A 20,060-nucleotide genomic window follows, 5' to 3' on the forward strand; every position below is an offset into this window, starting at 1 on the left:
CTATCAAAAAATCAAAAGTAGGATGGGCAAAGGGTGATAACCCGTGCCCATCTTCTAGAAAGAATGGATTTGATGAGTACGCTTTTCTTTGCCCTCCTACGATTTTGTAGTTGGGAGTGGTAGAGAAATAGGGCTTAGCATTCTGCTGATTGAAATACCCTATCTATAGTTAAGTTCAAATCAGGAAAAATGCTCGATTCAAGCGTTTGCCCCAATACCAAACGGCGTAGCTGATATTCACCCTCTACCAGCTGACAAATCGTAATCGTGGGTTGCTTTGGTTTACCGATGTAGCGCACTGCCCCTAAAGCCCGATAGTCAACAATCCAATACTCGGCAACGCCCATCGCCTCATATTCCACCAGCTTGTGACCGTAATCGTCGCGCCAGTTCGTGCTGACAACTTCAATCAGCAGCGGAAGGGTTCGCCCATACTGCACCGTTGAGGCACTTTCCCAAAGCGGTTCGTTAGCCAGTTCCCGCTTGTCCAGCACAATCACATCCGGACGATAGCCAGAATCGGGAAGCTGGGGCTTGATCAAACAGCTTTTAGGAATTGTATAGGGCAATGCACCTTGCCGAAATTTCAGCGTCAGTTCCTCTGCTAGAAAAGCACCGATTAGCTCATGGGAACCTGTAGGCTCCATTTCAATAACAGTACCGCTATGGAGTTCGTAGTGCCTGCTATCTTCTGGCAGCCATTGCACAAAGGCCTCAAAGCTCATGGGGCCAGTGTCTACCGCTTGAACCATTGCATCGCCTCCACGCTAGCTCCATTCTGGCATAGCCCATCAAAAGACAGAATAGCGGTGGCACTGCCATTACTTCAGGGAGTGGTAATGCTACCTTCGCCGTAGAGTCCTTTGACCCTTTGCCACTGAGTTGCGATCGCACCCCAACTACTAAGCATCATCTACAGCTGCTCAAAATATTTGCTGCTTAGCCAGAGTTGTAGCCTATAGTTAAGCGTTCGCTGGTTAGGCAAATTATTCAGATACCAGTAGGTTGCCGATGGTAGATCAAGTTCTGCGGATCAATCGAGCGACAGTCTTTAAACTACGGCCAGAGGCAGCCTCGCTGCTCCAGCCCAATGAAATGGAGTCAGTCGCTACGGGCAGCACCTATCCGCTCAGTTCCTACGCCTACGCCGATATCAACGGGTCTTTTAATGGGCATATCAAATTCGCCCTGAAAGATCGAACCATTCGCGGTTTGAATACCTGGTTTGTCTCCAGTCTAGATGCCCAGGTAGAAGCAGACAGCGTCGTAGTCTATCCCTTTGAAGACCAGGAGAGCATACCCGTTCTGTGGATTAATCAGCCCACTGCGCTCAAGCGCCGCCCCTTAGACTCAAGCTTGCTCGATGCTTCAGAGCAGGTCTCTGTGCCGCGCGGCAAAACCTATAGTCTGCACTCCTACGCCTTTGCCGACTCCCAAGGTGGCTTTAACCAGCACATTAAATTTGCTATTCGTAACAGCGTTGATTTTGTTGAGGGGCGGAGCACATGGTTTGTGTATACTCCCCACGCCTTCGTCACTTTTGACAACGACGTTGTCTATCCCCCCGAAAACCCAAACGCCCTTGTTCTGAGGGTCACTCAAAACACGATCTTCAAGCGTCGCCCGATACAGTCTTCTCAGCTAGCGCCCAATGAACAAGCACCAGCTTCGGTGGGTACGCTGCTGGTGCTCAACAGTTATGCCTTCGCCAATGAACAGGGGGCCTTTAATGACCACATTCGATTTGCCCTCAAATACGTCAAAGACAACATCAGTGGGTTCAACACCTGGTACATTTACGATCGCCATGCCCGAGTAGAGCAGGCTGGAACGATTGTCTACCCCCGGCCCACTGCCCCACCGCCACCACCACAATCCCAATACGTGGGCAGAGCCTTTCGCCTACCGGGCTACACCTCCACGTTTTACACCGACCAGCCGATCATTCCCAACGGCAGCTTTACCTGGGGCGAGGCCACCAAAGACGCCGCCCGCATCCCGGAGAGCAAGGCCATTGTGGACAACATCTTGGCGCTAGCCCAAGAGTTGCAGAAAGTGCGCAATCGCCTGAATCGCCCCTTCCAAGTTAACTCGTGGTATCGCCCGCCCGCTGTCAATGCAGCCGTGGGAGGTGCCTCCCGCAGCCAGCATTTGCTGGGTACGGCTGTCGATGTTCAGGTGCAGGGGCTGAGCGGGCGGCAGGTTGCCAATGCCCTCATGCTGTCGTGGAACGGCGGTATTGGGATCTACACTCAAATGCCCAACGTCATCCACCTAGACATTGGCCCTAGACGAACCTGGGGACTTTAAAGTGGGAGCGCTGCCATTGGCATAAGCAAAGACAATATTGCAGCGGGCACTGCACTGACATTACTTAAAGCGATAGTAAATGCCGCCTTCGGAGCCAACATCAAAGGTGGCGTTAAATTCCTTAGCTTTGGTGTCCAAATATTTCTGGGCTTCCTCACCTGACAGATTAGCCGCGCGGGCAAACTGCAGCACCGTGATTTCGCCAGAGCTGGTTTCGAGCAGGTTGAAAAAGGTGGACTGGATGCGATCGCGTTTAGCCTGCCGGCCCGCCACCAGTGCATCGACCGCTAGCCAGGTGCCAAACGCAACCGACATTCCCCCTACTCCCAAAGCCCCCCAACCCCCAGCATTTAAGCGGTCAGGTGAAGGGTTGAGCAGCTGCACAGCAGGCACAATCAGCAGCAGCGCACCCAACACGGCTACCGCGCTGCCGCAGCCAGCATTGCTGGTCATATCGGCCTCTGCCGAGGATAGTCCTGGGGGTGTCTCTGCAACGGCTGGAGCAGGTTTAACCGCGTCCTCAACAGCAGTTCCAGCCTCTTCTGTAGCGTCAGGAACCAGCTCTATATGGGGCTGAAAGGCATACCACACCAAGCGGTTATTACCCAAGGGTTGAGCCAGCACTACCTTAAAGTGCTGGTTCTCCGCCGCTTCATAGCTGAGTAACGCAAACTCATCACCCACTCTGGCTGCAAGTTTCTCGCTGTCTGCTAAATCCGATGACTGCTTTGGCTGCTGTTTTAGAACGGTATGAGCAATAATCCGAAGACGCATACTAAACCTTGACCCAGTGTTCTGTATTGGCTATCAAGCCTGCCTACACTGTAAAAAGTGCCCCATTTTTTCACTTTAATGACATGATTGCCCACTCAAGGGCAGGGCGTGACAGTTTGACCAATACCACAACCTGCTAAGGGGTTCTAAGGGGCTAGAATGCCCGATTTTCTTCTCTGCTGAAGCCGCAATAGGGCAATGCCAACCGTTATCCATAGAAAACCAATGCCGTAGCCAGCAATCACATCCGTGGGCCAATGGACGCCAAGATACAGGCGACTCAGCCCAATTGCCACAATCAATACCGTGGTGAGGCTATAAATTAGCTTGACGTACTGGCGGTAATGCTGCGCCAGCAAATAAGCCAAAAACCCGTACAGCACAATTGATCCCAACGCATGCCCACTGGGAAAGCTGTAGGTAGTCTCTTGAATCAACTGTGGCCAAAGCTGAGGTCTGACTTTACTAAATGCAAGCTTTAACCCTGTACTCAAAGTCGCCCCACCCAAGCAGTTAATCGCAAACATTTTGGCTTCTAAGCGGTAGTGTCGTAACCAAAGCACCAAAAAGCTCACGACAGTAACGGTGGTCGCTATGGTGGGGTTGCCCAGTTGGGTAATACTCAGCATCACCCGATCTAAAACAGGATTTGAAATCTGGTTAATCCACAGCAAAATAGTTGTGTCAAAGGCAAAAGCCTCTTGCTCCAGCACCTCATCTGCAAGCTGACCAACCACATAGAGACTCAGCAGGCAAACCCCCAGCCAAAGGATGTTAGCGGCTGCAACAAACGAAGATAGGCGTGGATGAATGTATTGAATCCAGGCGTGGGCAAATTTGCGAAGAAGAGACTGAACCATGCAATCAACTTAGACAGCAGCAACACCAGCGATATAGCTTTGGCCAGAAAGAAGGCCCAGTCAATCACTTAAGTGCCTAGTTTGGGTAAGCTTTCTGGCGCACCTCTGCCACAACAAATGTGGCGACAGCTATTTTCTAGTCAGCCTAACAGTTCTTCATCACTTTCCCGCCTCCAAGCAGACGTCTAGCCGATCTCGCAGCACAGTTGCCGCCGCCACTCTCATGGTTGTTTGTTAGTCTGAAGCCATAGTTTCGGACAGAGGACTATGGGCGATCGCTACCTAGAACTCATCGACCGTATCGTGACTGCCACGCTCAAAGGCCAGATTCGCTCAAAAGAGCAGGTCTACGAAATGCTGCAGGCAGATATTGAAGCCGGTACCGGCGAAATCTTTGAGCGCTGCCTGCAGGAATACACCCAGCCCATCGAGGCCGATCTCACAGCAGACGATGAGATGAAGCAGGCCAAAGCCATGCGCAAGCAGCGGGCACTCAAAACCATTCAGAGCGAGTGGGAACGCTGGCAGCAGGAAAATCAAGACAGCGCGATTCTCTCCACGCTGATGCAGGCCCTCACTACCGCTGCACCCGAAGATCGGCTCAGCCACATTCTGCAGGCCCTAGATCCCAATCAGCCGGAAGTACTGACCCGTGATCAGGTAGCAGATCTGGTAAAGATGCTCAGAGGCGCGCCCTCTTCTCAGGCAGACGCGCCCACCTCTGCCGATTTGGCTGCGGGCTTAGCCCAGGGCCTCAAGAGCTGGCAGCAGCTAGAGGGCAATGTCGTGGGTTGGATTTATGAGCAGGGCCAGCAGGCTCTCGGTTTTGGCAACACCTTAGAGCAGCGAGGCCCCTGGAGCTTTTGGGCCAAAGTGACAGAGAGCAGCCACCTCAAGCGACTGTTTGCTGATTTAGGAAAACATCAGACCATCACCCCTGAGGGCCTGCCAATTCCGCTGACCTACCCCGACTGGATAGAGTTGGCCTTTACCATTCAGCGGCTAGAGCTCAGCCTGATTGCCTGGTTCGACAAGCAGCCCTACGATCCCAAAGCCGGAAAACGCCTTTCGATTGCCACCTTCCTCACCTTTGCCGTGGTCTGGAGCGAGCTGTCGAGCCGCTTTAAGCAGCTCGGGCAAAGCGCACTAGCCGAAGGATGCTTTCAGCTGGTGTTGCAGGGTCTGTACCAGTTTTCTCAGCAAGATTACTTTCCCCTCTACGGCGGCCTGTTCACAGCGCTTTCGGGAGAACCTCTGAAGACTCTGCTAGATTACCTCGATCAGCCGCTGCGGCAGGTGCCCAACACCCAAGCCAAAGCCCGAATTCTGACGCTGCTGGGCTACTCTCAGCGGGCACTGGGACAGTATCGACAGGCGCTGCAGTTCCACGAACGGGCCTTAGAAAGCGCCCGCTCTGCTGGAGATCAGCGGTGCGAAATTGCCAACCTCAACCACCTCAGCCGCACTGGGGTAATGCAAAAAGACTACGACAGCGCTATCAGCTATAGCCAGCGGGCGCTGATTTTGGCGCGGCAGGCAGGCGACCGTGTGGGCGAGGCCAATGCACTGGCAAACCTGGGCTACAGCGAAGTCTTCCGTACCCGCGAACAGTCGCCCGACGTGGATCAGTACGAGTCGATTTTGACCTATTTGCAGCAGGGGCTAAAGCTCTCAGAGCAGGTGGGCGACCGGCCCAGTCAGGCCCTTTGCGCCAACAGCTTGGGCGTGGCTCAGGTGATGTTGGCGCAGTACCCAGAAGCGATCGCATCTCTCGAAACGGGCCTGCAGATCTCTCAGGCAATCGGCGATATGTTTTCCCAGGCGATGAACTATGCCTACATGGCCGAAGCTTATCGCGGGCTCGACACCGTTGATATGGCGGTCTATACAGCCAGCCTCAGCATGTATCTGCTGTACCAAATCAACTCGGAGCAGTGGCGGCAGCCCGCTGGCCTGCTAAGCATTTTGTACGGTCAGATTGGGGCAGAGGCCTTTCAGGAGGTGCTGGGCAAGTACCGGGTCGGCTTTCTGCGGCAGATCGGAGTAGATGGGTTTGACTACTTGCCCAAGCTGCTGGCTGAATATCGTCAATCGCTATGAAGGCGTAGCGTGCTATACCGGAAGTAGATGCAGGGGCCGTCCTATCCCTGCCATTTGCCATGCCTTACTACCAGCAGCAGAGCAGCGCCTTTTCTCCCAGCTACCTGAGCGATTTGCGGGGAGCGATTTTGGCCTGCCCGTATTTTGCCACCAACAATTTGAACCGGGACTTTGTCGACACCAAGGGATTTTCGATTGTGTTTCAGCGATCGCACTTGGCCCAAGTCGAGCAGCAGTTTCCCTTTTTCAAGCCCTACTTAGATCGAGCTCTCAGCCCAGCCCACAACGCCTTTTATCTCAACCCGCTGCTGCTGCGCCAAGGGTCGCGCGTCGATCCGCACATCGACCGTTCCCTACGCTCTTACTGCAAAACGGTGCAGCCGCCTGCCGTCGTCAGTGTCCTGTACGTTCAGGTGCCTGCCGATCTGCAGGGGGGAGAATTGGTCTTACGCAACCACCGGCAGCAGGTGGGCAAAATTACTCCCAAAGCCAATACGCTGGTTTGCTTTCAGGGCGACCTGACCCACTCTGTCAACGCGCTGCAAAAGCCTGGGGAAAGGTTGAGCCTGGTTTGCGAGCAATACAGCCTGGATGAGCCAGAACTGAGGGACATTCCACCTTTCACCATCGAGTCCACTGCGGCCTCGGCCAAAAAAGCGAAGGCCAAACGCCGTTCCTAAATTAGGTAAGGTGTGTCATCACACCGCATACCGCACCCATAAATCTCTCGTAGGTTGGCGTTGAGCAAAGTCAGCCCTATCAAATCAATGGCTGCACCCAAAGCAGAGGCCATTGCCCCAGACATCATCCTAAATTTCATCTAAGATGCAAACCTACTGAGGCAAGACCCAAGGAACGCGAGTTGTGATGAACCAGCAGGCAAAAGATTGGTCGTGGCCGTTTTGGTTTTTGGTGCCGCTGTACCCCTACCGCAGGCGGCGCACCCTACGCCACGAGATTGTTAAAGACACAATTTGGACCTTTGACCAGGTGCAGGGCATTCTCTACACCATCGTGCCGTTGCGAATGACGGTGGTGCGGCTAGAGGCAGGCGGGCTGCTGGTCTACGCACCAATCGCCCCCACACGGGAATGTATTCGCCTGGTGCGAGAACTCGAAGCGGTTCACGGTGAGGTACGCCACATTCTGCTGCCCACCGCTTCGGGGCTGGAGCACAAGGTCTTTGTGGGGCCGTTTGCGCGGCAGTTTCCTCAGGCGCAGGTCTGGGTTGCCCCCAATCAGTGGAGCTTTCCGGTTAACCTGCCGCTGCCGTGGCTGGGCTTTCCTAGAGACCGCACGCAGGAGCTACCGATCGATAGCCACCAGGCTCCCTTTGGCGACGAATTTGACTATGCGGTGCTGGATATTGACCTGGGGCGGGGCTCCTTTGGGGAGATAGCGCTGCTGCATGTGCGATCGCACACCCTGCTGCTCACCGACACGCTGCTCTCCATCCCGGCAGAAGCCCCCGCCATTCTGCAGATGGACCCCTACCCTCTGCTATTCCATGCTCGCGAAAGTGCCCTAGACCCAATTGCAGACACGCCAGAAAACCGCCTGAAGGGGTGGCAGCGGATTGCCCTGTTTGCGATTTTCTTCCAACCCGGCTGCCTCAAAACCGTTCAATTGGGGCAGGCCATGCGGGAAGCAATCAAGGCCCCCGATCATTCGGCCAAAGCCTACTTTGGGCTATTTCCCTTCAAGTGGGAGCCAGACTGGGAGGCTTCTTTCTACGCTCTGCATGGCAATGGCCGACCATTCATTGCCCCCATTTTGCAGACCCTGATTCTCGACCACGATCTACAGGGGGTAGCTGCCTGGGCAGAGCAGGTTGCAAGCTGGGATTTTGAGCGGATCATCCCGGCCCACTTTGATGCGCCTATAGAAACCAATGCCTACGAGTTTGCTCAGGCCTTTGCTGCCCTGCAGCACCCACCCGAGGCCGCCATCTTTGGCAGCCAAAGCCAGCCCTTGCTCACTGCCGACGTTGACTTCATCCGTAAGTTAGAGGAAACCTTGGATCGGCGCGGCATTACCTCAACACCGCAAGCGACCTCATCCGACAAATAAGCGGATATTTCTAAAAAAGGGCACAAAAAAGCCCCTGGCGTCTGTCCGTGTTTCGACTCAGGGGCTTTTTCGATTCGATTAACTCCTCACACTTGAATCATCTTACCACTGATTCGATTTAGCTATACCCCTTGTGACAGATCCTAGATCTGTCCCCTATTCCCCCCTAGGAGGAGGTTTGGTGGGAAGTGAGCTTTTAGCTATCAGGTTCGGCTAATTGGAGTTGGGAGCAACGCTCTAAAAATGAGGCTGCTTTGCGCTCAGCATCGGGGTTGTGCAGATGGGCTGGGGTAGGCCGCACAAGACCTTGCCACAGATCTGTCAGGCCATAGGGGGTAAAAAACTGCCACTGTCCCGAGCGATCCAGCCGCACGCCCACGGCAGTTGCGGTATGCAGCCAGTCAGCAACGCCGTCTTCAGTGCTGTGGTAGGGCCTGCGACCTTTGCGCCAGCGGGCAAAGCTGGCCTGATTTTTCACGTCAAAAAGGGAATCAGGAAACTGTTGCGTCAAGGTAGTTTTGGCCTTGAGTTCCTGCTCCCGATCGCCATCCAAATCAAAAAAGGCAACGTCAAAATCGTTAATCACTAAGCTGCAGGTTTCGCCAAAGGAGGCCCGCCACACGGTATTGCGAACGGCACCGCCCGCCAGCCACCAGTGAGGCAGATCGAGCTGAGCGATCGCAGGCAAGACAACACCAATGGGCGAAGCAGCCAATATATCCTGCAAACGAGTTAGATCACTCATCCGAGCAGTCCTGCTGGCAAACCCGGTAGGCGCAGCGGCGGGCTCCCGCGACAATGTGCTCAGTGCGCTTCACGGTGACCTCGTTGCCCAACACCTGCTGAAAAATTTCTAGCTCGCGATCGCAAAGCCCCGTACACGCCGCTGCCGCTACACAAATGGGGCAGTGGTTTTCGACCAACAGGTAAGAACCATCGGGTTGCGATCGCACCTCTGCCATATAGCCCTCTTCAGTGCGAACCTGGGCCAGGGCACTTAGCTTGGCCGCCAGCGCCTGCTGCCGGGGAATCTGCGTTTGATACTGCTCAAGCTGGTGATGGGTTCTAACCGCCAACAGGCGATCCAGTCCATCTGGCCCAAACGCTTCAATTACCGACTGAATTAGCCCCAAAGTGAGATCAGCATAGCCATTGGGAAAAAAGCGGTCAGCATTGGGGGTCAACTGCCAGAGCTTGGCTGGGCGACCCATGGGCCGGGGTTCTTCCTGGTAAGTCACCAGCTTTTCTGCGTGCAGGGCATACAGGTGCTGCCGCACCGCCATCGCAGAAATGCCCAGCCCCGCCGCCAGTTCCTGGGAATCGGTGGGGCCAGCTTGCTTCAGGCAATGGAGAATGGCTTGGCGGGTGCGGTTATGGGGCGATTTTTGGGAAGGAGTTGTCATAGGTACAAGCTAAAGTTTTTTCTTTACAAAGTCAATCGAACTCATCTACCATGGTTTCTAAAGTATTTTCTTTATAAACTCTAGGGGATTCAATTATGAAGACAGATCGCGTCGTCATTGTTACGGCCGCCAGTCGCGGCATTGGGGCGGGCTGTGCATGGGAGCTAGCGGCTGAGGGCTACCGGGTATCTCTGCTGGCTCGCTCTGCCAGCATTTTCGATTTGGCCTCTGATTTAGGCGGCATTGCCACTCAGGGGTCTTTAACCAATCCTGAGGATTTGCAGCGGCTGGTGAGCACGACGCTGGATCACTATGGCCACATTGATGCTGTGGTAAACAGCTTTGGCGATCCGCCTCGACCCGATCTGCTAGACATTTCCGACGAGCAGTGGCAGGAAAACTTTGAGATGCTGTTTTTGAGCGTAGTGCGGCTGACCCGGCTGGTGACTGAGCCGATGCGGCAGTCGGGCGGCGGTGCGATCGTCAATATCTCGGCCTGTGACTCGCGGGAGCCTAGTCTAGCGACCCCCTTCAGCGGCACCCTGCGAGCCGCAATGGAGGGTTTTACCAAGCTCTACGCCAAACGCTACAGGGCAGACCAGATTCGGATGAATGCGATCGCACCCTTCTTCGTCGCCGACAGCCTAGAGGAGCTAGCCGGATGGGACGTGCCCAACGACCTGATGCTGGGCCGTCCAGTCACCTACACCGAGCTAGCCAGGGTAGTCAGTTTTCTAATTTCAGACGATGCTAAGTTCATTACCGGAACCACCCTCAAAGTTGATGAAGCCTACTCTGCAGCGCTCTAGCCACGAGGATTGACCGCCAGCGCTTAGTTTTACAATCAGCAGCACCCCAATTCCACAATCGCATCACCCTGGTTCAGGAGCCTCTACCCCCGTGTTTTCCATGTTTATTCGGCCCTCGCTTCGCGATGAAATTCGAGCCGCCTTGCGGTTGACCTTTCCCTTAGCCGGGGCTCAGGTGGCGCAGGCGGCGACGAGCTTCGTCGATACGGTCATGATGGGCTGGTTAGGGCAAGATGTGCTGGCCGCAGGTGGACTAGCCGCTACCACCTTCATCACCCTGCTAGTAACCGCTTCCGGCATTATCACCGGCGTCAGTCCCCTAGCAGCCGAAGCCTATGGGGTCGCCAACCCTAAAAGAATTCAGCAGCTCACCCGCAACGGGCTTTGGCTGTCGCTGCTGCTGTCGCTGCCGGTTATGGGTCTGCTGTGGCGTATGGATGGCTTGATGGAGCACTTGGGCCAAGCCCCTAGCGTCGCCATTCTGGCTCGACCCTACCTGACGATCATTCTGTGGGGGTTTTTCCCGGCGCTGGCCTTTGCCCTACTTAAGGATGTGGTGTCTTCCCTGTCTCACCCGCAGCCGGTCATGGTAATTGTGATGGCGGGCACTGGGTTAAATGTGGCGGGCAACTATGCTTTGGGGTTTGGGCACTTTGGCCTGCCCGCACTGGGGCTTTCGGGCATTGCTTTAACCAGTGTGATTTCCTATTGGGCCATGTTTATCGCTCTGGTGGTTTACCTGCTCAAGCAGCGCCTTCTCAAGTCCTACCGCCTGTTTCAAAATCTACTGCGAGTTGAGCCTCAGGTGTTGCGAGAGCTGTTTTGGATTGGTCTGCCCATTGGCGTTTCCTTTGCCCTAGAGATTGGCCTGTTTACAGTTACTACTTACCTGATGGGGGCGCTGGGGCCAGAAGTATTGGCAGCCCACCAGATCGTTTTTCAGACCATTGCCGTGATCTTTATGGTGCCGCTGGGCATGTCCTACGCCACCACCATTCGTGTCGGCCAGTGGAATGGTCAGCAAAATCCAGCGGGCGTGCGGCGAGCAGCCTATGTGGGCATGGGCTTGGGGGGATTTTTTATGATCCTGATGGCGTTACTGCTGCTGCTGTTTCCCCGCAGCGCGATTGGGCTGTTTCTAGATTTGGGCAACCCCAACAATGCTCAGGTCATCTCTCTGGCTATTTCGATGTTTGCCGTTGCCGCTGTCTCCCAGATTCTAGACGGGGTGCAAACTACTGCAGCCGGAGCCTTGCGTGGCCTTAAAGATACGCGGGTGCCGATGTTGCTTAGCTTCTTGGCTTTTTGGGGAGTGGGCCTAGCCAGCGGCTACACCCTAGGCTTTGTGGTGGGCCTGGGAGGCATTGGCCTTTGGCTGGGGCAGGCGATTGGGGTGGGCTGCTCGGCGATTTTATTTGGCTGGCGACTGGGGCGGCTGATCTGATTTTTCGGTTTCTACCCAAAGGTTGCAACATCGGTCATCTTAAGAATAGGCAGGCCGCTGCCCAAGTTCCGGCTGTAAAGACTTCCGATATCGCTCCCGACATGGTTCCTGACATAGCTCCCGGCGTGAATCCTCAGATCCTTTCACAATCTAGTACGCAGGTCGGCGTCATCTCAGATACTCATGGACTGCTGCGACCCGAAGCGCTGGCGGCTTTGACTGGCTCGAATTTGATTCTCCATGCTGGGGATATTGGGAGTCTGGAGGTGCTGACAGAATTGGGCAAGATCGCTCCTGTGATTGCTATACGGGGCAACAATGACAAAGGCCCTTGGGCCGAGACAATTCCTGAGCGGGAAACAGTGCAGATTGAGGGGGTTGCTGTCTATCTACTGCACAGCGTTAAAGATTTGGATCTCGACCCCAAATCCGCGGGCATTCAGGTTGTTATCAGCGGCCATTCTCACAAACCTGCGATCACAACAGACAACGGCATCTTGTTTCTCAATCCGGGCAGTGCGGGGCCGAGGCGCTTTAAGCTACCGATCAGCGTAGCCCGACTGCAGATTGAGGGCAGCGAAGTACAGTCGGCACTGGTTGAGCTGCAGGTATAGAGCCGATTAGCGTCACTTCTGGGTCACGTTTTGGCCTTACACTAAAGCGCAACGTTCCAGCCAAAGTCGTCCTATGAAAGCACTGATCTCAGCCCTATTTCTGGCCCTGGCAACCGGTTTGCCCGCTGCTTATGCTCAAGTTCCGGCAGAGAACCTGCAGCAGCCCGGCAGCCTAACCCTGATGGGAGATGTGCAGACAATCGAGGGCAATCAATTTGTCCTCAGCGATGGAGCCGTTCAAACGGTGGTCAATGCGGGGCCTGAGTGGCACCACTCGATTGAGTTGCAGCCGGGGGAGCGAGTTATCGTCGTTGGAAACTATGCCGACAACCGCTTAGATGCGTTTAGCATTACTCGCAGCAATGGCGACATCATCTTCATTCGCAATGCAGAAGGGCCTGCGCCCTGGGAGATCGACGTTGAAAGTTGAGACCTAACCTGCGGGCTTGATCTAACTAGCCTGTCTGCAGATTCATGACCATCTCAATCAGTTCTGTAGGGTCAATCGGTTTGGCTTGGTAGGCCTAAAAGCTGGAAGACTGCACTGTCTTGCGATCGCTTTCACCAGCATAGATCGTTAGTGCGATCGCAGGAATCTGCCCCCTTTGTTCTGGCTTGAGCGATCGCACCTGTCTCACCAGCGCACAGCCATCTTCCTCCAGCATCCTAATGTCACGGGTCAGCAGATCAAAAAGCAAAGGCAGTTTATAACTGAGCCTTTTGTTGAGGAATAACTCTCTTTATTACGGTGCGTGTGGATTTGTTCTAAAGCGAGGGCTTCCGTAAAGATAATGAAAAGTCAAGATCTAGTGTGTATGGCCCCAGTTGGCCTGCAATGCCATGTTTCCCGACCAACAACCGTTTGCTTCTCTTCTCTCTGAGCAGCAGATTTTAGAGGTGGTGGCTGCGATCGCACGTCAGATCGAGCCTTCGGTCAATCTGGACAACTTGTTAAATGCTGTTGTTGAGCAGGTTCGTACCCTGCTTGAAGCCGACCGAGTGATTATTTACCAGCTTTTACCCGGTGGCGATGCGGTCGTTTCGATAGAGTCGGTAGGGGCTGAATGGCTGCCTATTCAGGGGCAGCTGATTTATGACCCCTGTTTTGAAGCTGACTGGGTTGAGCCTTACCGCCAAGGACATATCAGCAGCATTACCAACGTACATACCAGCAATATCACACCCTGCTATCTAGATCTGCTGACGCGGCTTCAGGTACAGGCCAATCTTGTAGTGCCCATTATCTGTGAGAAAAAGCTGTGGGGGCTATTAATTGCCCATCAGTGCCGCAGTCCTCGATCGTGGGATGAGCTGGATGCTCAGCTGATGCGGCAGGTGGCGCTACAGCTTGGTATTGCCATTAGCCAAATTAGCCTCCAGCAGCGGTTTTACTATCAGCAGCAGCAGTTAAACACAGAGATAACCCAGCGCACCCAAGCTCTGCAAACGTTTCGGACTCGTCTGCACTCGTTGCTCAGCATTCTCAATAGTGCCGCTGCTGCCATTGTCCACATGCGGGTTTATGCAGACCGCCGAATAGAGGTGGACTATTGCTCAGATGGGTGTGAGCGGGTATTGGGCTTTACGGCTCAGGCGTTGATCGACGAGCCCACCCTCTGGCAATCGCAGATCTTGGCTGAAGACCTGGCCCCTGCTCTGGAAAAGGCTTTTGAAAGCATCTTTGCAGAAGCCATTGTGATCCTTGAATATCGGTTTCGCCACAAAGACGGCAGCCTACACTGGGTTTCCGATACTCTGATGTCTTACCGAGACGAGGCCGCAGAGTGCTGGATGGTCACTTCGGTTAAAACGGCTACGCGCGATCGCAACTCACCCTCAACCGGCAACATCCTACAGGCTCAACCCAACCCCTACACCCTGTAGAGACGCGATTAACGCGCCTCTACAGATCAACGCTCTTTAACGGCCGGTTACAACGCCCCACATGTAGTCTTCAAAGGGACCTTCGCATAAATCGACCGTATATTGCTTGCCCCAGCTGTAGCAGTTGAAGCGAATCTTGCCACTGTCATGGCTGTACCAAACGCCATTATCAATCTGCAAGCCGCCCAGGTAAGCAACCCAGTGGTTGGGGTGGGCAATTGCTGGAGTCGCGCCGCCCAGCATCGCTGAGTGGATCATCAAAAACGCCACGCCGCCCTGACTGCGAGCCGCATCGGCAGCCCGCATAGCGTCGAACTCGCCATAGACAAAGGTTGATTCAAACTCAACTTGGTCGTAGCCCAAGATTTCGTAAATCCAGCCTTTCATCTCCCAGGGCGTGGTGATGCCTGCGATGTTGTTGCCCACGCTGCCCGAGTCTCCCGTCACTGGGAAGATCAGGTTTTCGGTGTCTCGCAGGGTGGCAATTAGCATCCAGTCTGCTGTTGACATGCCCGACCTCACCTTGCTTTGGAGCAGGCCTTGGGAAGGTTTGACTACCTTGGTGCGGCTACGGAACTGCCCTGTTTCGTAGAGCGCCTGGCAGAGAGAGACGTAACGGGCAGGCTGCTTTGAAACCAGCTCAAACACGATAGCTGTGGGGCCGCAGAACGGCGTGTAGTTTTGGTTGACCTGCAGCGGATTAGCTAGGGTCTTTTGAATATCATCTAGCAGATCGGCCTTGCTAACATGGGGCCAAACGCCAGGTTGATTAGACTGCTTGAAGGTTGCGATCGCAGCGTCTACCGGCGAAGTGCTAGGAGCAGGGACCACCTGATAACGCAGCTGATAGTTCGCGCCATCGCGGGTAAAAGCGGCCGTGGCAGCAGGGGTTGGATTGGCTGTAATGCGCACCGCACCGAGAAGGTCATCGGCATCTGGAGAGTCTTCATCCCAAAGCTTAATGTCAACGAAATTTTGAAAGGAAAACGCCTGGTTCAAGGCCCACGTCTGACCATTGTTAAGGCTTCTTTTTAGGTAGGGTTGCAGAGTGCCATCAACATACACTTCCAGGCGGCACTCATCGGCCCCCCAATCTTCAGTTTCATTGCATTTCAGCTGATTCAAAATGAGTTGACGCATACTGGCTCCTGTGTGAATGATTGACTTGGGAAGTCTAAGTAAGGTCTTCACCAGTCGCCCGTAAATTTACTGATGCAGCCTGTAAATCGAGGCCAGAGAAAGATCTGGCACAGGTAGGGCTAGGCAGCGACAAATTGTTCTATTTAGCCCCAATTTGGCATCAGGATGGGATTAAAGAATCCGATTAGCAAATCTTTTAATCTGTCAGCCTCTTATAAAGACTTCACAAAACAGCGACTTTCTCTGTAAATTTGGGCATCCTGAAGCTAGCGCTGCAACTTAACCCCTATGAGTTCCTCTCCCGAAACTTTGCTGCAGGCGGGTGCCCAAGCCATGCAGCAGGCCCGTTATCAAGATGCTATCGAGCCGCTAGAGGCCTTTTGCAAAGGATCTATTAACCGTCGCTCCAAACAGTTTTTTCAAGCCCAGATGTGGTTAGTTCAGGCCTATCAGAAAAATGGGCAAGATCTCCATGCGATCGCACTTTGCGAACAGCTGATCAAAAGCGATATTCCCCAAGTGCAGCAGTGGGGTCAAAAGGTTCTGCCCAAGCTGCTAAAAGAGGCCCCTCCCGCTAGCCAGCCAGCCGTTGCAGAGGCAGCACCGGAAGCAACACCAGAAGCAACACCAGAGGTCGCACCTGCGCCCGAAGCAGAGGCTCCTGCCACCTTTTTTCAGGTTACAGAACTGCTGTCGCCTGAAGCTGCAGCAGAAGTTTTTTCTACAGGCCGTAAAGCCCTACAGCAACGGCGCTACGACGAAGCCGCCGCCGCTTTCGAAACCTTCATTCAGGGCGCAGACCCTAGCTACAGCAACTATGCCTGGGCCTGCACCAGCCTAGGAAAAGCCTACCGAGGCAACGAACAACCTGAAAAAGCCCTAGCTCTTTGCCAGCACCTCTACAAGAGCGACCAGGAAAGCCTGCAGGCCTGGGCCAGAGACTTTTTCAAAACCCTAGATTTGCCTGATAAAGAGCTTGTGCCCACTTCACCAGCACCGGCTCCAACCGATTCTGAGGCGGCAGACTTCACAGACCCCGGAGCCAATCCCCTGCCAATAGGGACCGAGAACGATTCCCTAGGCGCTACGCCAACCCCCAAAAAAGTCAAGCCAATTATTCAATCAGGCCAAAAAGACCTGTCTCCCCAAATTCTCTCGGCAGTCGCCCACGGCTCAATCTCACTGCTGGGCAGCGTGCTAATCGCCCTGATCTTTAGAGACTCCATCGTGGCTAACCTCCTAGGGCTGTTGAGGTTTGTCATTCCTGTGGTGATTCTATTTACTGCTCAAGATGCAGTTGCCAAAGCCAACGCCAAAGAAGCAACCAACTACGTCATCACCTCTCTAGTGCTGCTAGCCATTAGTATCCCTGCCGCCCTGTTCCTATTTCCGATAGCCATTGTGTTTGGCCCCCTGCTGATTCTGCTCGTAATCCCCCTAATCACGTATTGCCTACTGCTGGCCATTTGGCCCGTGGTTGCAACCATCGTTTGTGCCCGCGATCGCAGGCGCACCTTTCGCTACCCTCGCTGGTTAATTCTGCACTTGTTGTAGGCAGAAGGAGACAGAAGGCAGGAGACAGAGGACAGGAGGAAAGAGACATGAAAGAGACGTGTCCCCTCAAACACAGCCCTAATTCAACTGCAGCTCGCTCCGGGGAACGTCTTCCAAAATCTGCACCTCAATAATCTGGTTAGGCTCGATCACAATGATCTGCGGGGCTGTACCCAGGGCAGTGGTAGCTCCCAGCATGGCTCCCCCTAGTAGGCCCACGCCGGTAAAGCCAGTCAGTACTGTTAACGCCAAGGCTCCAATACCGGAGTTGACGGCCAGTCTTTGCCCCGAAATTTGGGGGGAGCCAGCGAAGTAAGCGGAGGCTCCAGAGAGCGGCACTTGCCGACCCGGCAGCAGCACTGCCTGACTTACCCAGCGTAGCCCTAGCTCGTCGGGGCCGAAGCGGCCCATTAACTGGCTACCTGCCGGGGCTATCAGCGCTCCGGTTTTGGCATCTCTCAGGTCAGCTGCCAGCAGCATCACGGCATCTAGGGACGAGCGCTGGTCGAGCTGTAGGGGCTCTGGCCCCGGATAGCGCAGCTGCAGCAGCGTGCCTGCCGGAATCAGCACATCAGGATTGGCTGCTGGATTGGCTTCGGGGGGCGTAAGGTAGGGAAAACTGGGCAGTTCTTCTTTTGCGGTCGCTGCTGGCAGGGGTTGCCCGAAGGAAATCACGTTTTCAGGGGAGGCCGGTCGACCATCGGGAGGGGCCGTCGCTAGAAAGGGAACTGGCTCAGCTGAAGCAGGCACGGGTGGTGTCGATGTCAGGGGCGCTGCGGCAGGGCTAACAGCGGCAGCGGGCGGCAGGGTCACGATCGCATCAGGGGCCGCAGCGGGCTGAGGGGCAGCAGCAGCGGTGTTAATGAAAGGTGGTTCTTGGTTCAGGGCCTCGGGTGTGGCGGAGGGAGTGAGTGTGGCGGAGGGAGCAGGCACAATTTCTGCCGGTGCAGTCGGTGCGATCGCAGGTACCTCAGGCACCTGAGGAACAAAGACATTGGCCGGAGCTGTCGCTACAGCAGGTTCCGGAACCTCTACAGCGGGTGGGGTCATTGGAGCAGGCTCACTTGCGATCGCAGGGGCAAGCTGTGGAGGTTCAACCGCGAGGTCCAGTTGGGGCGCAGCGGCAGGCTCAGCAGTGGCTACCGGTTCGGTTGGGGCACTGGCAGCAAGGGGTTCCTGGGTCTGCTCGGGAGGAGCAATGACGGTGATAGGTGCGGTTTCTGTCGTCTCAAGATCTGCTGGATCTAGCGACGTTGAATTTGAGAGGGGAGCCGTGAGGGCAGGGGGGTTGATTGCGATCGCACCCGCTGACTCTCCAGGTTCAGAGGCCGTGTCTTCTAGGAACGGCACCTCTACTTGAGGCGAGTTTGGAGTTACAGCCACCGTGCTATCTAGAGGCGGTACAGTGACTTGAGCCGCTGGGGCAAAGCTGGGTTCAAAGGGGTCTACCGGCAGCGTATTGGGCAGCGTTGCCTGCCCCTCAGCCAGAGAAGGCAGCATCAGGTTAGAGGCGCGAATGCTGAGTTCACCCTCAGGAGTTTCAATAAATCGAGGGCCTGTGGGTACTGAGTCAAGCGGAAGGGTGGAGGTCGCCTGCTCAGGAGCAGCGGGCGCAGGAGAGGGCATTGGGACAGTCGCTGTCTCTGGCAGCGGGGCAGCAGGAGCAGGGGTAGTTGCGATCGGAACACCGCTGTCTACAATCAGCGGCGTCAATGTCCAGCGAGTCTGGTCACCCACCTCAGCAGAAACCAGTTCAGCATGGCGACGGTCAATAACAGTATTCGGGGCCAGCTCCAGCACAACATGAACAGTGTTGGCCGTCTCCTGCACTACCTGCACCCGGCGAATCGCCCCCCCATAGATCTGCTCCGTTGGCAGCGTACCCAGCTGCGTATTGGGCACTTCCAGCACAATACGGGCAGGCTCAGCAAAGACCAAAAATCGAGGCGTAACGCCCTTAGGCAGCGTCACCGAGAGCTGCTGGCTAGAGGGCTCAAAGTCCCAGCTAGACAGCACGGCTGCAGACGCTATGGGGCTGGCAAAAACAATGGCAGCAGCAAGCGACTGGCCTAAAAGAAGCCCCAAACCGCCTTCCAGCCCTCTGCTTCCCGATCCTGCAATCAGCTTACTCATCAACCAGCCTGCTAACTGATGCTGCTTCATTGCCTCATCTCCAATTCTCTAAAGTACGGCTTGAGTGCCCTATCCGGTGCAGCCGACGCTAGATACAGCAGCAACTCTCGTTGTCAAGAGTCTAGATACAGTGCTCATCTAGAAAACCTATTTAAGGATACGCAGAATTGCCGGAAATGCAAGGGTTTGCATCCTAGAAAAGTCTATCCGCAAACAATAATAGGGCTAAAAACGAAACAAACCGCAACATTTACGCCCCCACGCATTCTGCAAAGTCACAAGATACGATGCGGAAGAACACGCGTAACTGGAGATAGCTTCTATGGTGATGGTTGAGTCCACAATGCTCCCTCTCGGAACGGCAGCTCCCGACTTCACCCTGCCCGACGTGGTTTCTGGCCAGTCTACTTCCCTAGCGACCTTCTCTAGCTCTCGGGCACTGCTGGTAATGTTCATCTGTCAGCACTGCCCCTTCGTTAAACACGTGCAGCAAGAGCTTGCCCGGATAGGACAGGACTATGGCCCCAAAGGCGTTGGCCTGCTCGCCATCAGCGCCAACAACGTCGCGACCCATCCCCAAGACAGCCCCGAACATCTCAAGCAGATGGCCGAGTCCCTCGGTTTTACCTTTCCCCTTTGCTACGACGAAAGCCAGGAAACCGCTAAGCGCTATACTGCTGCCTGCACCCCCGACTTTTTCCTCTTCGATGGCGAGGGTCGTCTGGCCTACCGAGGGCAGCTAGATGACAGTCGACCTGGCAACAACATCCCCGTTACCGGCAAAGATTTGCGGGCCGCTCTAGACGCCATCTTGTCAGGCCAGCCGATTCCCGAGCCCCAGAAGCCTAGCATTGGCTGCAATATCAAGTGGAAGCCTGGTAACGAACCCGCCTACTTTGGCTAAAAACTTAACCCAAGCGAGCCAACTCCAATTCGGTATAGTTGAGCAATCTCTTGACAGGTAC

General features: G+C 54.9%; 20 protein-coding genes. 11 read left to right on the forward strand and 9 right to left on the reverse strand.

Translation table 11 applies throughout. The features are described from left to right. Nucleotides 1-134: 134 nt before the first annotated feature. On the reverse strand, nucleotides 135-752 hold the full coding sequence (locus H6G13_RS19455; protein WP_190485865.1) for a Uma2 family endonuclease: 618 nt from the start codon (nucleotides 750-752) through the stop codon (nucleotides 135-137). Between the two features lie 259 nt (nucleotides 753-1,011). Between H6G13_RS19455 and H6G13_RS19460 the strand changes: the two genes are divergently transcribed. Next, on the forward strand, nucleotides 1,012-2,310 hold the full coding sequence (locus H6G13_RS19460) for a D-Ala-D-Ala carboxypeptidase family metallohydrolase (RefSeq protein ID WP_199306421.1): 1,299 nt from the start codon (nucleotides 1,012-1,014) through the stop codon (nucleotides 2,308-2,310). A 60-nt stretch (nucleotides 2,311-2,370) separates the two neighbouring features. Here H6G13_RS19460 and H6G13_RS19465 read toward each other — a convergent pair whose 3' ends face one another. Together H6G13_RS19465 and H6G13_RS19470 are read right to left on the reverse strand one after the other, a co-directional pair. Further along, on the reverse strand, nucleotides 2,371-3,084 hold the full coding sequence (locus H6G13_RS19465; RefSeq protein WP_190485866.1) for a hypothetical protein: 714 nt from the start codon (nucleotides 3,082-3,084) through the stop codon (nucleotides 2,371-2,373). Between the two features lie 146 nt (nucleotides 3,085-3,230). After that, entirely contained in the window at nucleotides 3,231-3,944 is a 714-nt protein-coding gene (locus H6G13_RS19470; protein WP_190485868.1) for a phosphatase PAP2 family protein, read from the reverse strand. A 267-nt stretch (nucleotides 3,945-4,211) separates the two neighbouring features. On the opposite strand from H6G13_RS19470, the gene H6G13_RS19475 reads away from it, so the two are divergent. Further along, a complete protein-coding gene (locus tag H6G13_RS19475; RefSeq protein WP_190485870.1) occupies nucleotides 4,212-6,044 on the forward strand; it encodes a tetratricopeptide repeat protein in 1,833 nt (610 codons plus the stop codon). A 59-nt stretch (nucleotides 6,045-6,103) separates the two neighbouring features. Continuing rightward, the gene (locus H6G13_RS19480) at nucleotides 6,104-6,724 is read left to right on the forward strand and encodes a 2OG-Fe(II) oxygenase (RefSeq protein WP_190485872.1); all 621 of its coding nucleotides are present in this window, start codon (nucleotides 6,104-6,106) and stop codon (nucleotides 6,722-6,724) included. Here H6G13_RS19480 and H6G13_RS19485 read toward each other — a convergent pair. Next, nucleotides 6,721-6,864: a hypothetical protein gene (locus H6G13_RS19485; RefSeq protein ID WP_190485874.1), complete on the reverse strand. Its 144-nt coding sequence runs from the start codon at nucleotides 6,862-6,864 to the stop codon at nucleotides 6,721-6,723. The genes H6G13_RS19480 and H6G13_RS19485 overlap by 4 nt on opposite strands. Before the next feature lie 47 nt (nucleotides 6,865-6,911). Between H6G13_RS19485 and H6G13_RS19490 the strand changes: the two genes are divergently transcribed. After that, a complete protein-coding gene (locus H6G13_RS19490) occupies nucleotides 6,912-8,114 on the forward strand; it encodes a DUF4336 domain-containing protein (RefSeq protein ID WP_190485876.1) in 1,203 nt (400 codons plus the stop codon). A 196-nt stretch (nucleotides 8,115-8,310) separates the two neighbouring features. Here H6G13_RS19490 and H6G13_RS19495 read toward each other — a convergent pair whose 3' ends face one another. Continuing rightward, nucleotides 8,311-8,859, reverse strand: a complete 549-nt coding sequence (locus tag H6G13_RS19495; RefSeq protein WP_190485878.1) for a nucleotidyltransferase family protein — start codon at nucleotides 8,857-8,859, stop codon at nucleotides 8,311-8,313. Beyond that, nucleotides 8,852-9,517, reverse strand: coding sequence for a metalloregulator ArsR/SmtB family transcription factor (locus tag H6G13_RS19500; RefSeq protein ID WP_190485880.1), 666 nt, complete (start codon nucleotides 9,515-9,517; stop codon nucleotides 8,852-8,854). Before H6G13_RS19500 ends, H6G13_RS19495 begins: the two co-directional genes overlap by 8 nt. 95 nt (nucleotides 9,518-9,612) lie before the next feature. Between H6G13_RS19500 and H6G13_RS19505 the strand changes: the two genes are divergently transcribed. The 4 genes from H6G13_RS19505 to H6G13_RS19520 all read left to right on the forward strand — a co-directional run bounded on the left by H6G13_RS19505 (nucleotide 9,613) and on the right by H6G13_RS19520 (nucleotide 12,814). Beyond that, nucleotides 9,613-10,326 carry an SDR family oxidoreductase gene (locus H6G13_RS19505; protein WP_190485882.1) on the forward strand — a complete coding sequence of 238 codons (714 nt, stop codon included), beginning with the start codon at nucleotides 9,613-9,615 and terminating at the stop codon, nucleotides 10,324-10,326. 100 nt (nucleotides 10,327-10,426) lie between these two features. Next, nucleotides 10,427-11,770, forward strand: coding sequence for an MATE family efflux transporter (locus H6G13_RS19510; protein ID WP_190485884.1), 1,344 nt, complete (start codon nucleotides 10,427-10,429; stop codon nucleotides 11,768-11,770). Nucleotides 11,771-11,871: 101 nt separating this feature from the next. Next, a complete protein-coding gene (locus H6G13_RS19515; protein WP_190485886.1) occupies nucleotides 11,872-12,384 on the forward strand; it encodes a metallophosphoesterase family protein in 513 nt (170 codons plus the stop codon). Between the two features lie 73 nt (nucleotides 12,385-12,457). Next, nucleotides 12,458-12,814, forward strand: a complete 357-nt coding sequence (locus tag H6G13_RS19520; protein WP_190485889.1) for a DNA-binding protein — start codon at nucleotides 12,458-12,460, stop codon at nucleotides 12,812-12,814. A 94-nt stretch (nucleotides 12,815-12,908) separates the two neighbouring features. On the opposite strand, the gene H6G13_RS19525 is transcribed toward H6G13_RS19520, so the two are convergent. Next, a complete protein-coding gene (locus H6G13_RS19525; protein ID WP_190485891.1) occupies nucleotides 12,909-13,082 on the reverse strand; it encodes a hypothetical protein in 174 nt (57 codons plus the stop codon). 142 nt (nucleotides 13,083-13,224) lie between these two features. Between H6G13_RS19525 and H6G13_RS19530 the strand changes: the two genes are divergently transcribed. Next, nucleotides 13,225-14,268, forward strand: coding sequence for a GAF domain-containing protein (locus H6G13_RS19530; protein WP_190485893.1), 1,044 nt, complete (start codon nucleotides 13,225-13,227; stop codon nucleotides 14,266-14,268). Between the two features lie 36 nt (nucleotides 14,269-14,304). Here the strand turns inward: H6G13_RS19530 and H6G13_RS19535 are convergent, their stop codons facing one another. Next, nucleotides 14,305-15,408 (reverse strand): hypothetical protein, encoded by a 1,104-nt coding sequence (locus tag H6G13_RS19535; RefSeq protein WP_190485894.1) that lies wholly within the window; start codon nucleotides 15,406-15,408, stop codon nucleotides 14,305-14,307. A 288-nt stretch (nucleotides 15,409-15,696) separates the two neighbouring features. On the opposite strand from H6G13_RS19535, the gene H6G13_RS19540 reads away from it, so the two are divergent. Continuing rightward, nucleotides 15,697-16,962: a DUF4870 domain-containing protein gene (locus H6G13_RS19540; RefSeq protein ID WP_190485897.1), complete on the forward strand. Its 1,266-nt coding sequence runs from the start codon at nucleotides 15,697-15,699 to the stop codon at nucleotides 16,960-16,962. 78 nt (nucleotides 16,963-17,040) lie between these two features. Here the strand turns inward: H6G13_RS19540 and H6G13_RS19545 are convergent, their stop codons facing one another. After that, on the reverse strand, nucleotides 17,041-19,095 hold the full coding sequence (locus H6G13_RS19545; RefSeq protein ID WP_190485899.1) for an AMIN domain-containing protein: 2,055 nt from the start codon (nucleotides 19,093-19,095) through the stop codon (nucleotides 17,041-17,043). Between the two features lie 322 nt (nucleotides 19,096-19,417). Between H6G13_RS19545 and H6G13_RS19550 the strand changes: the two genes are divergently transcribed. Further along, nucleotides 19,418-19,999, forward strand: a complete 582-nt coding sequence (locus H6G13_RS19550) for a thioredoxin family protein (protein ID WP_190485901.1) — start codon at nucleotides 19,418-19,420, stop codon at nucleotides 19,997-19,999. Nucleotides 20,000-20,060 lie beyond the last annotated feature (61 nt).

This window comes from Pseudanabaena sp. FACHB-2040 (assembly GCF_014696715.1).
In the GTDB taxonomy this organism is placed as follows: Bacteria; Cyanobacteriota; Cyanobacteriia; order Phormidesmidales; family Phormidesmidaceae; genus JACVSF01.

What these genes read in the sequence shown, in the direction of transcription:
- H6G13_RS19545 (WP_190485899.1), bottom strand. Translation starts at nt 19,095, where the DNA reads ATGAGTAAGCTGATTGCAGGATCGGGAAGCAGAGGGCTGGAAGGCGGT.
- H6G13_RS19540 (WP_190485897.1), top strand. Translation starts at nt 15,697, where the DNA reads ATGAGTTCCTCTCCCGAAACTTTGCTGCAGGCGGGTGCCCAAGCCATG.
- H6G13_RS19465 (WP_190485866.1), bottom strand. Translation starts at nt 3,084, where the DNA reads ATGCGTCTTCGGATTATTGCTCATACCGTTCTAAAACAGCAGCCAAAG.
- H6G13_RS19510 (WP_190485884.1), top strand. Translation starts at nt 10,427, where the DNA reads ATGTTTATTCGGCCCTCGCTTCGCGATGAAATTCGAGCCGCCTTGCGG.
- H6G13_RS19500 (WP_190485880.1), bottom strand. Translation starts at nt 9,517, where the DNA reads ATGACAACTCCTTCCCAAAAATCGCCCCATAACCGCACCCGCCAAGCC.
- H6G13_RS19480 (WP_190485872.1), top strand. Translation starts at nt 6,104, where the DNA reads ATGCCTTACTACCAGCAGCAGAGCAGCGCCTTTTCTCCCAGCTACCTG.
- H6G13_RS19520 (WP_190485889.1), top strand. Translation starts at nt 12,458, where the DNA reads ATGAAAGCACTGATCTCAGCCCTATTTCTGGCCCTGGCAACCGGTTTG.
- H6G13_RS19455 (WP_190485865.1), bottom strand. Translation starts at nt 752, where the DNA reads ATGGTTCAAGCGGTAGACACTGGCCCCATGAGCTTTGAGGCCTTTGTG.
- H6G13_RS19530 (WP_190485893.1), top strand. Translation starts at nt 13,225, where the DNA reads ATGTTTCCCGACCAACAACCGTTTGCTTCTCTTCTCTCTGAGCAGCAG.
- H6G13_RS19460 (WP_199306421.1), top strand. Translation starts at nt 1,012, where the DNA reads ATGGTAGATCAAGTTCTGCGGATCAATCGAGCGACAGTCTTTAAACTA.
- H6G13_RS19535 (WP_190485894.1), bottom strand. Translation starts at nt 15,408, where the DNA reads ATGCGTCAACTCATTTTGAATCAGCTGAAATGCAATGAAACTGAAGAT.
- H6G13_RS19485 (WP_190485874.1), bottom strand. Translation starts at nt 6,864, where the DNA reads ATGAAATTTAGGATGATGTCTGGGGCAATGGCCTCTGCTTTGGGTGCA.
- H6G13_RS19550 (WP_190485901.1), top strand. Translation starts at nt 19,418, where the DNA reads ATGGTGATGGTTGAGTCCACAATGCTCCCTCTCGGAACGGCAGCTCCC.
- H6G13_RS19490 (WP_190485876.1), top strand. Translation starts at nt 6,912, where the DNA reads ATGAACCAGCAGGCAAAAGATTGGTCGTGGCCGTTTTGGTTTTTGGTG.
- H6G13_RS19515 (WP_190485886.1), top strand. Translation starts at nt 11,872, where the DNA reads ATGGTTCCTGACATAGCTCCCGGCGTGAATCCTCAGATCCTTTCACAA.
- H6G13_RS19495 (WP_190485878.1), bottom strand. Translation starts at nt 8,859, where the DNA reads ATGAGTGATCTAACTCGTTTGCAGGATATATTGGCTGCTTCGCCCATT.
- H6G13_RS19470 (WP_190485868.1), bottom strand. Translation starts at nt 3,944, where the DNA reads ATGGTTCAGTCTCTTCTTCGCAAATTTGCCCACGCCTGGATTCAATAC.
- H6G13_RS19475 (WP_190485870.1), top strand. Translation starts at nt 4,212, where the DNA reads ATGGGCGATCGCTACCTAGAACTCATCGACCGTATCGTGACTGCCACG.
- H6G13_RS19505 (WP_190485882.1), top strand. Translation starts at nt 9,613, where the DNA reads ATGAAGACAGATCGCGTCGTCATTGTTACGGCCGCCAGTCGCGGCATT.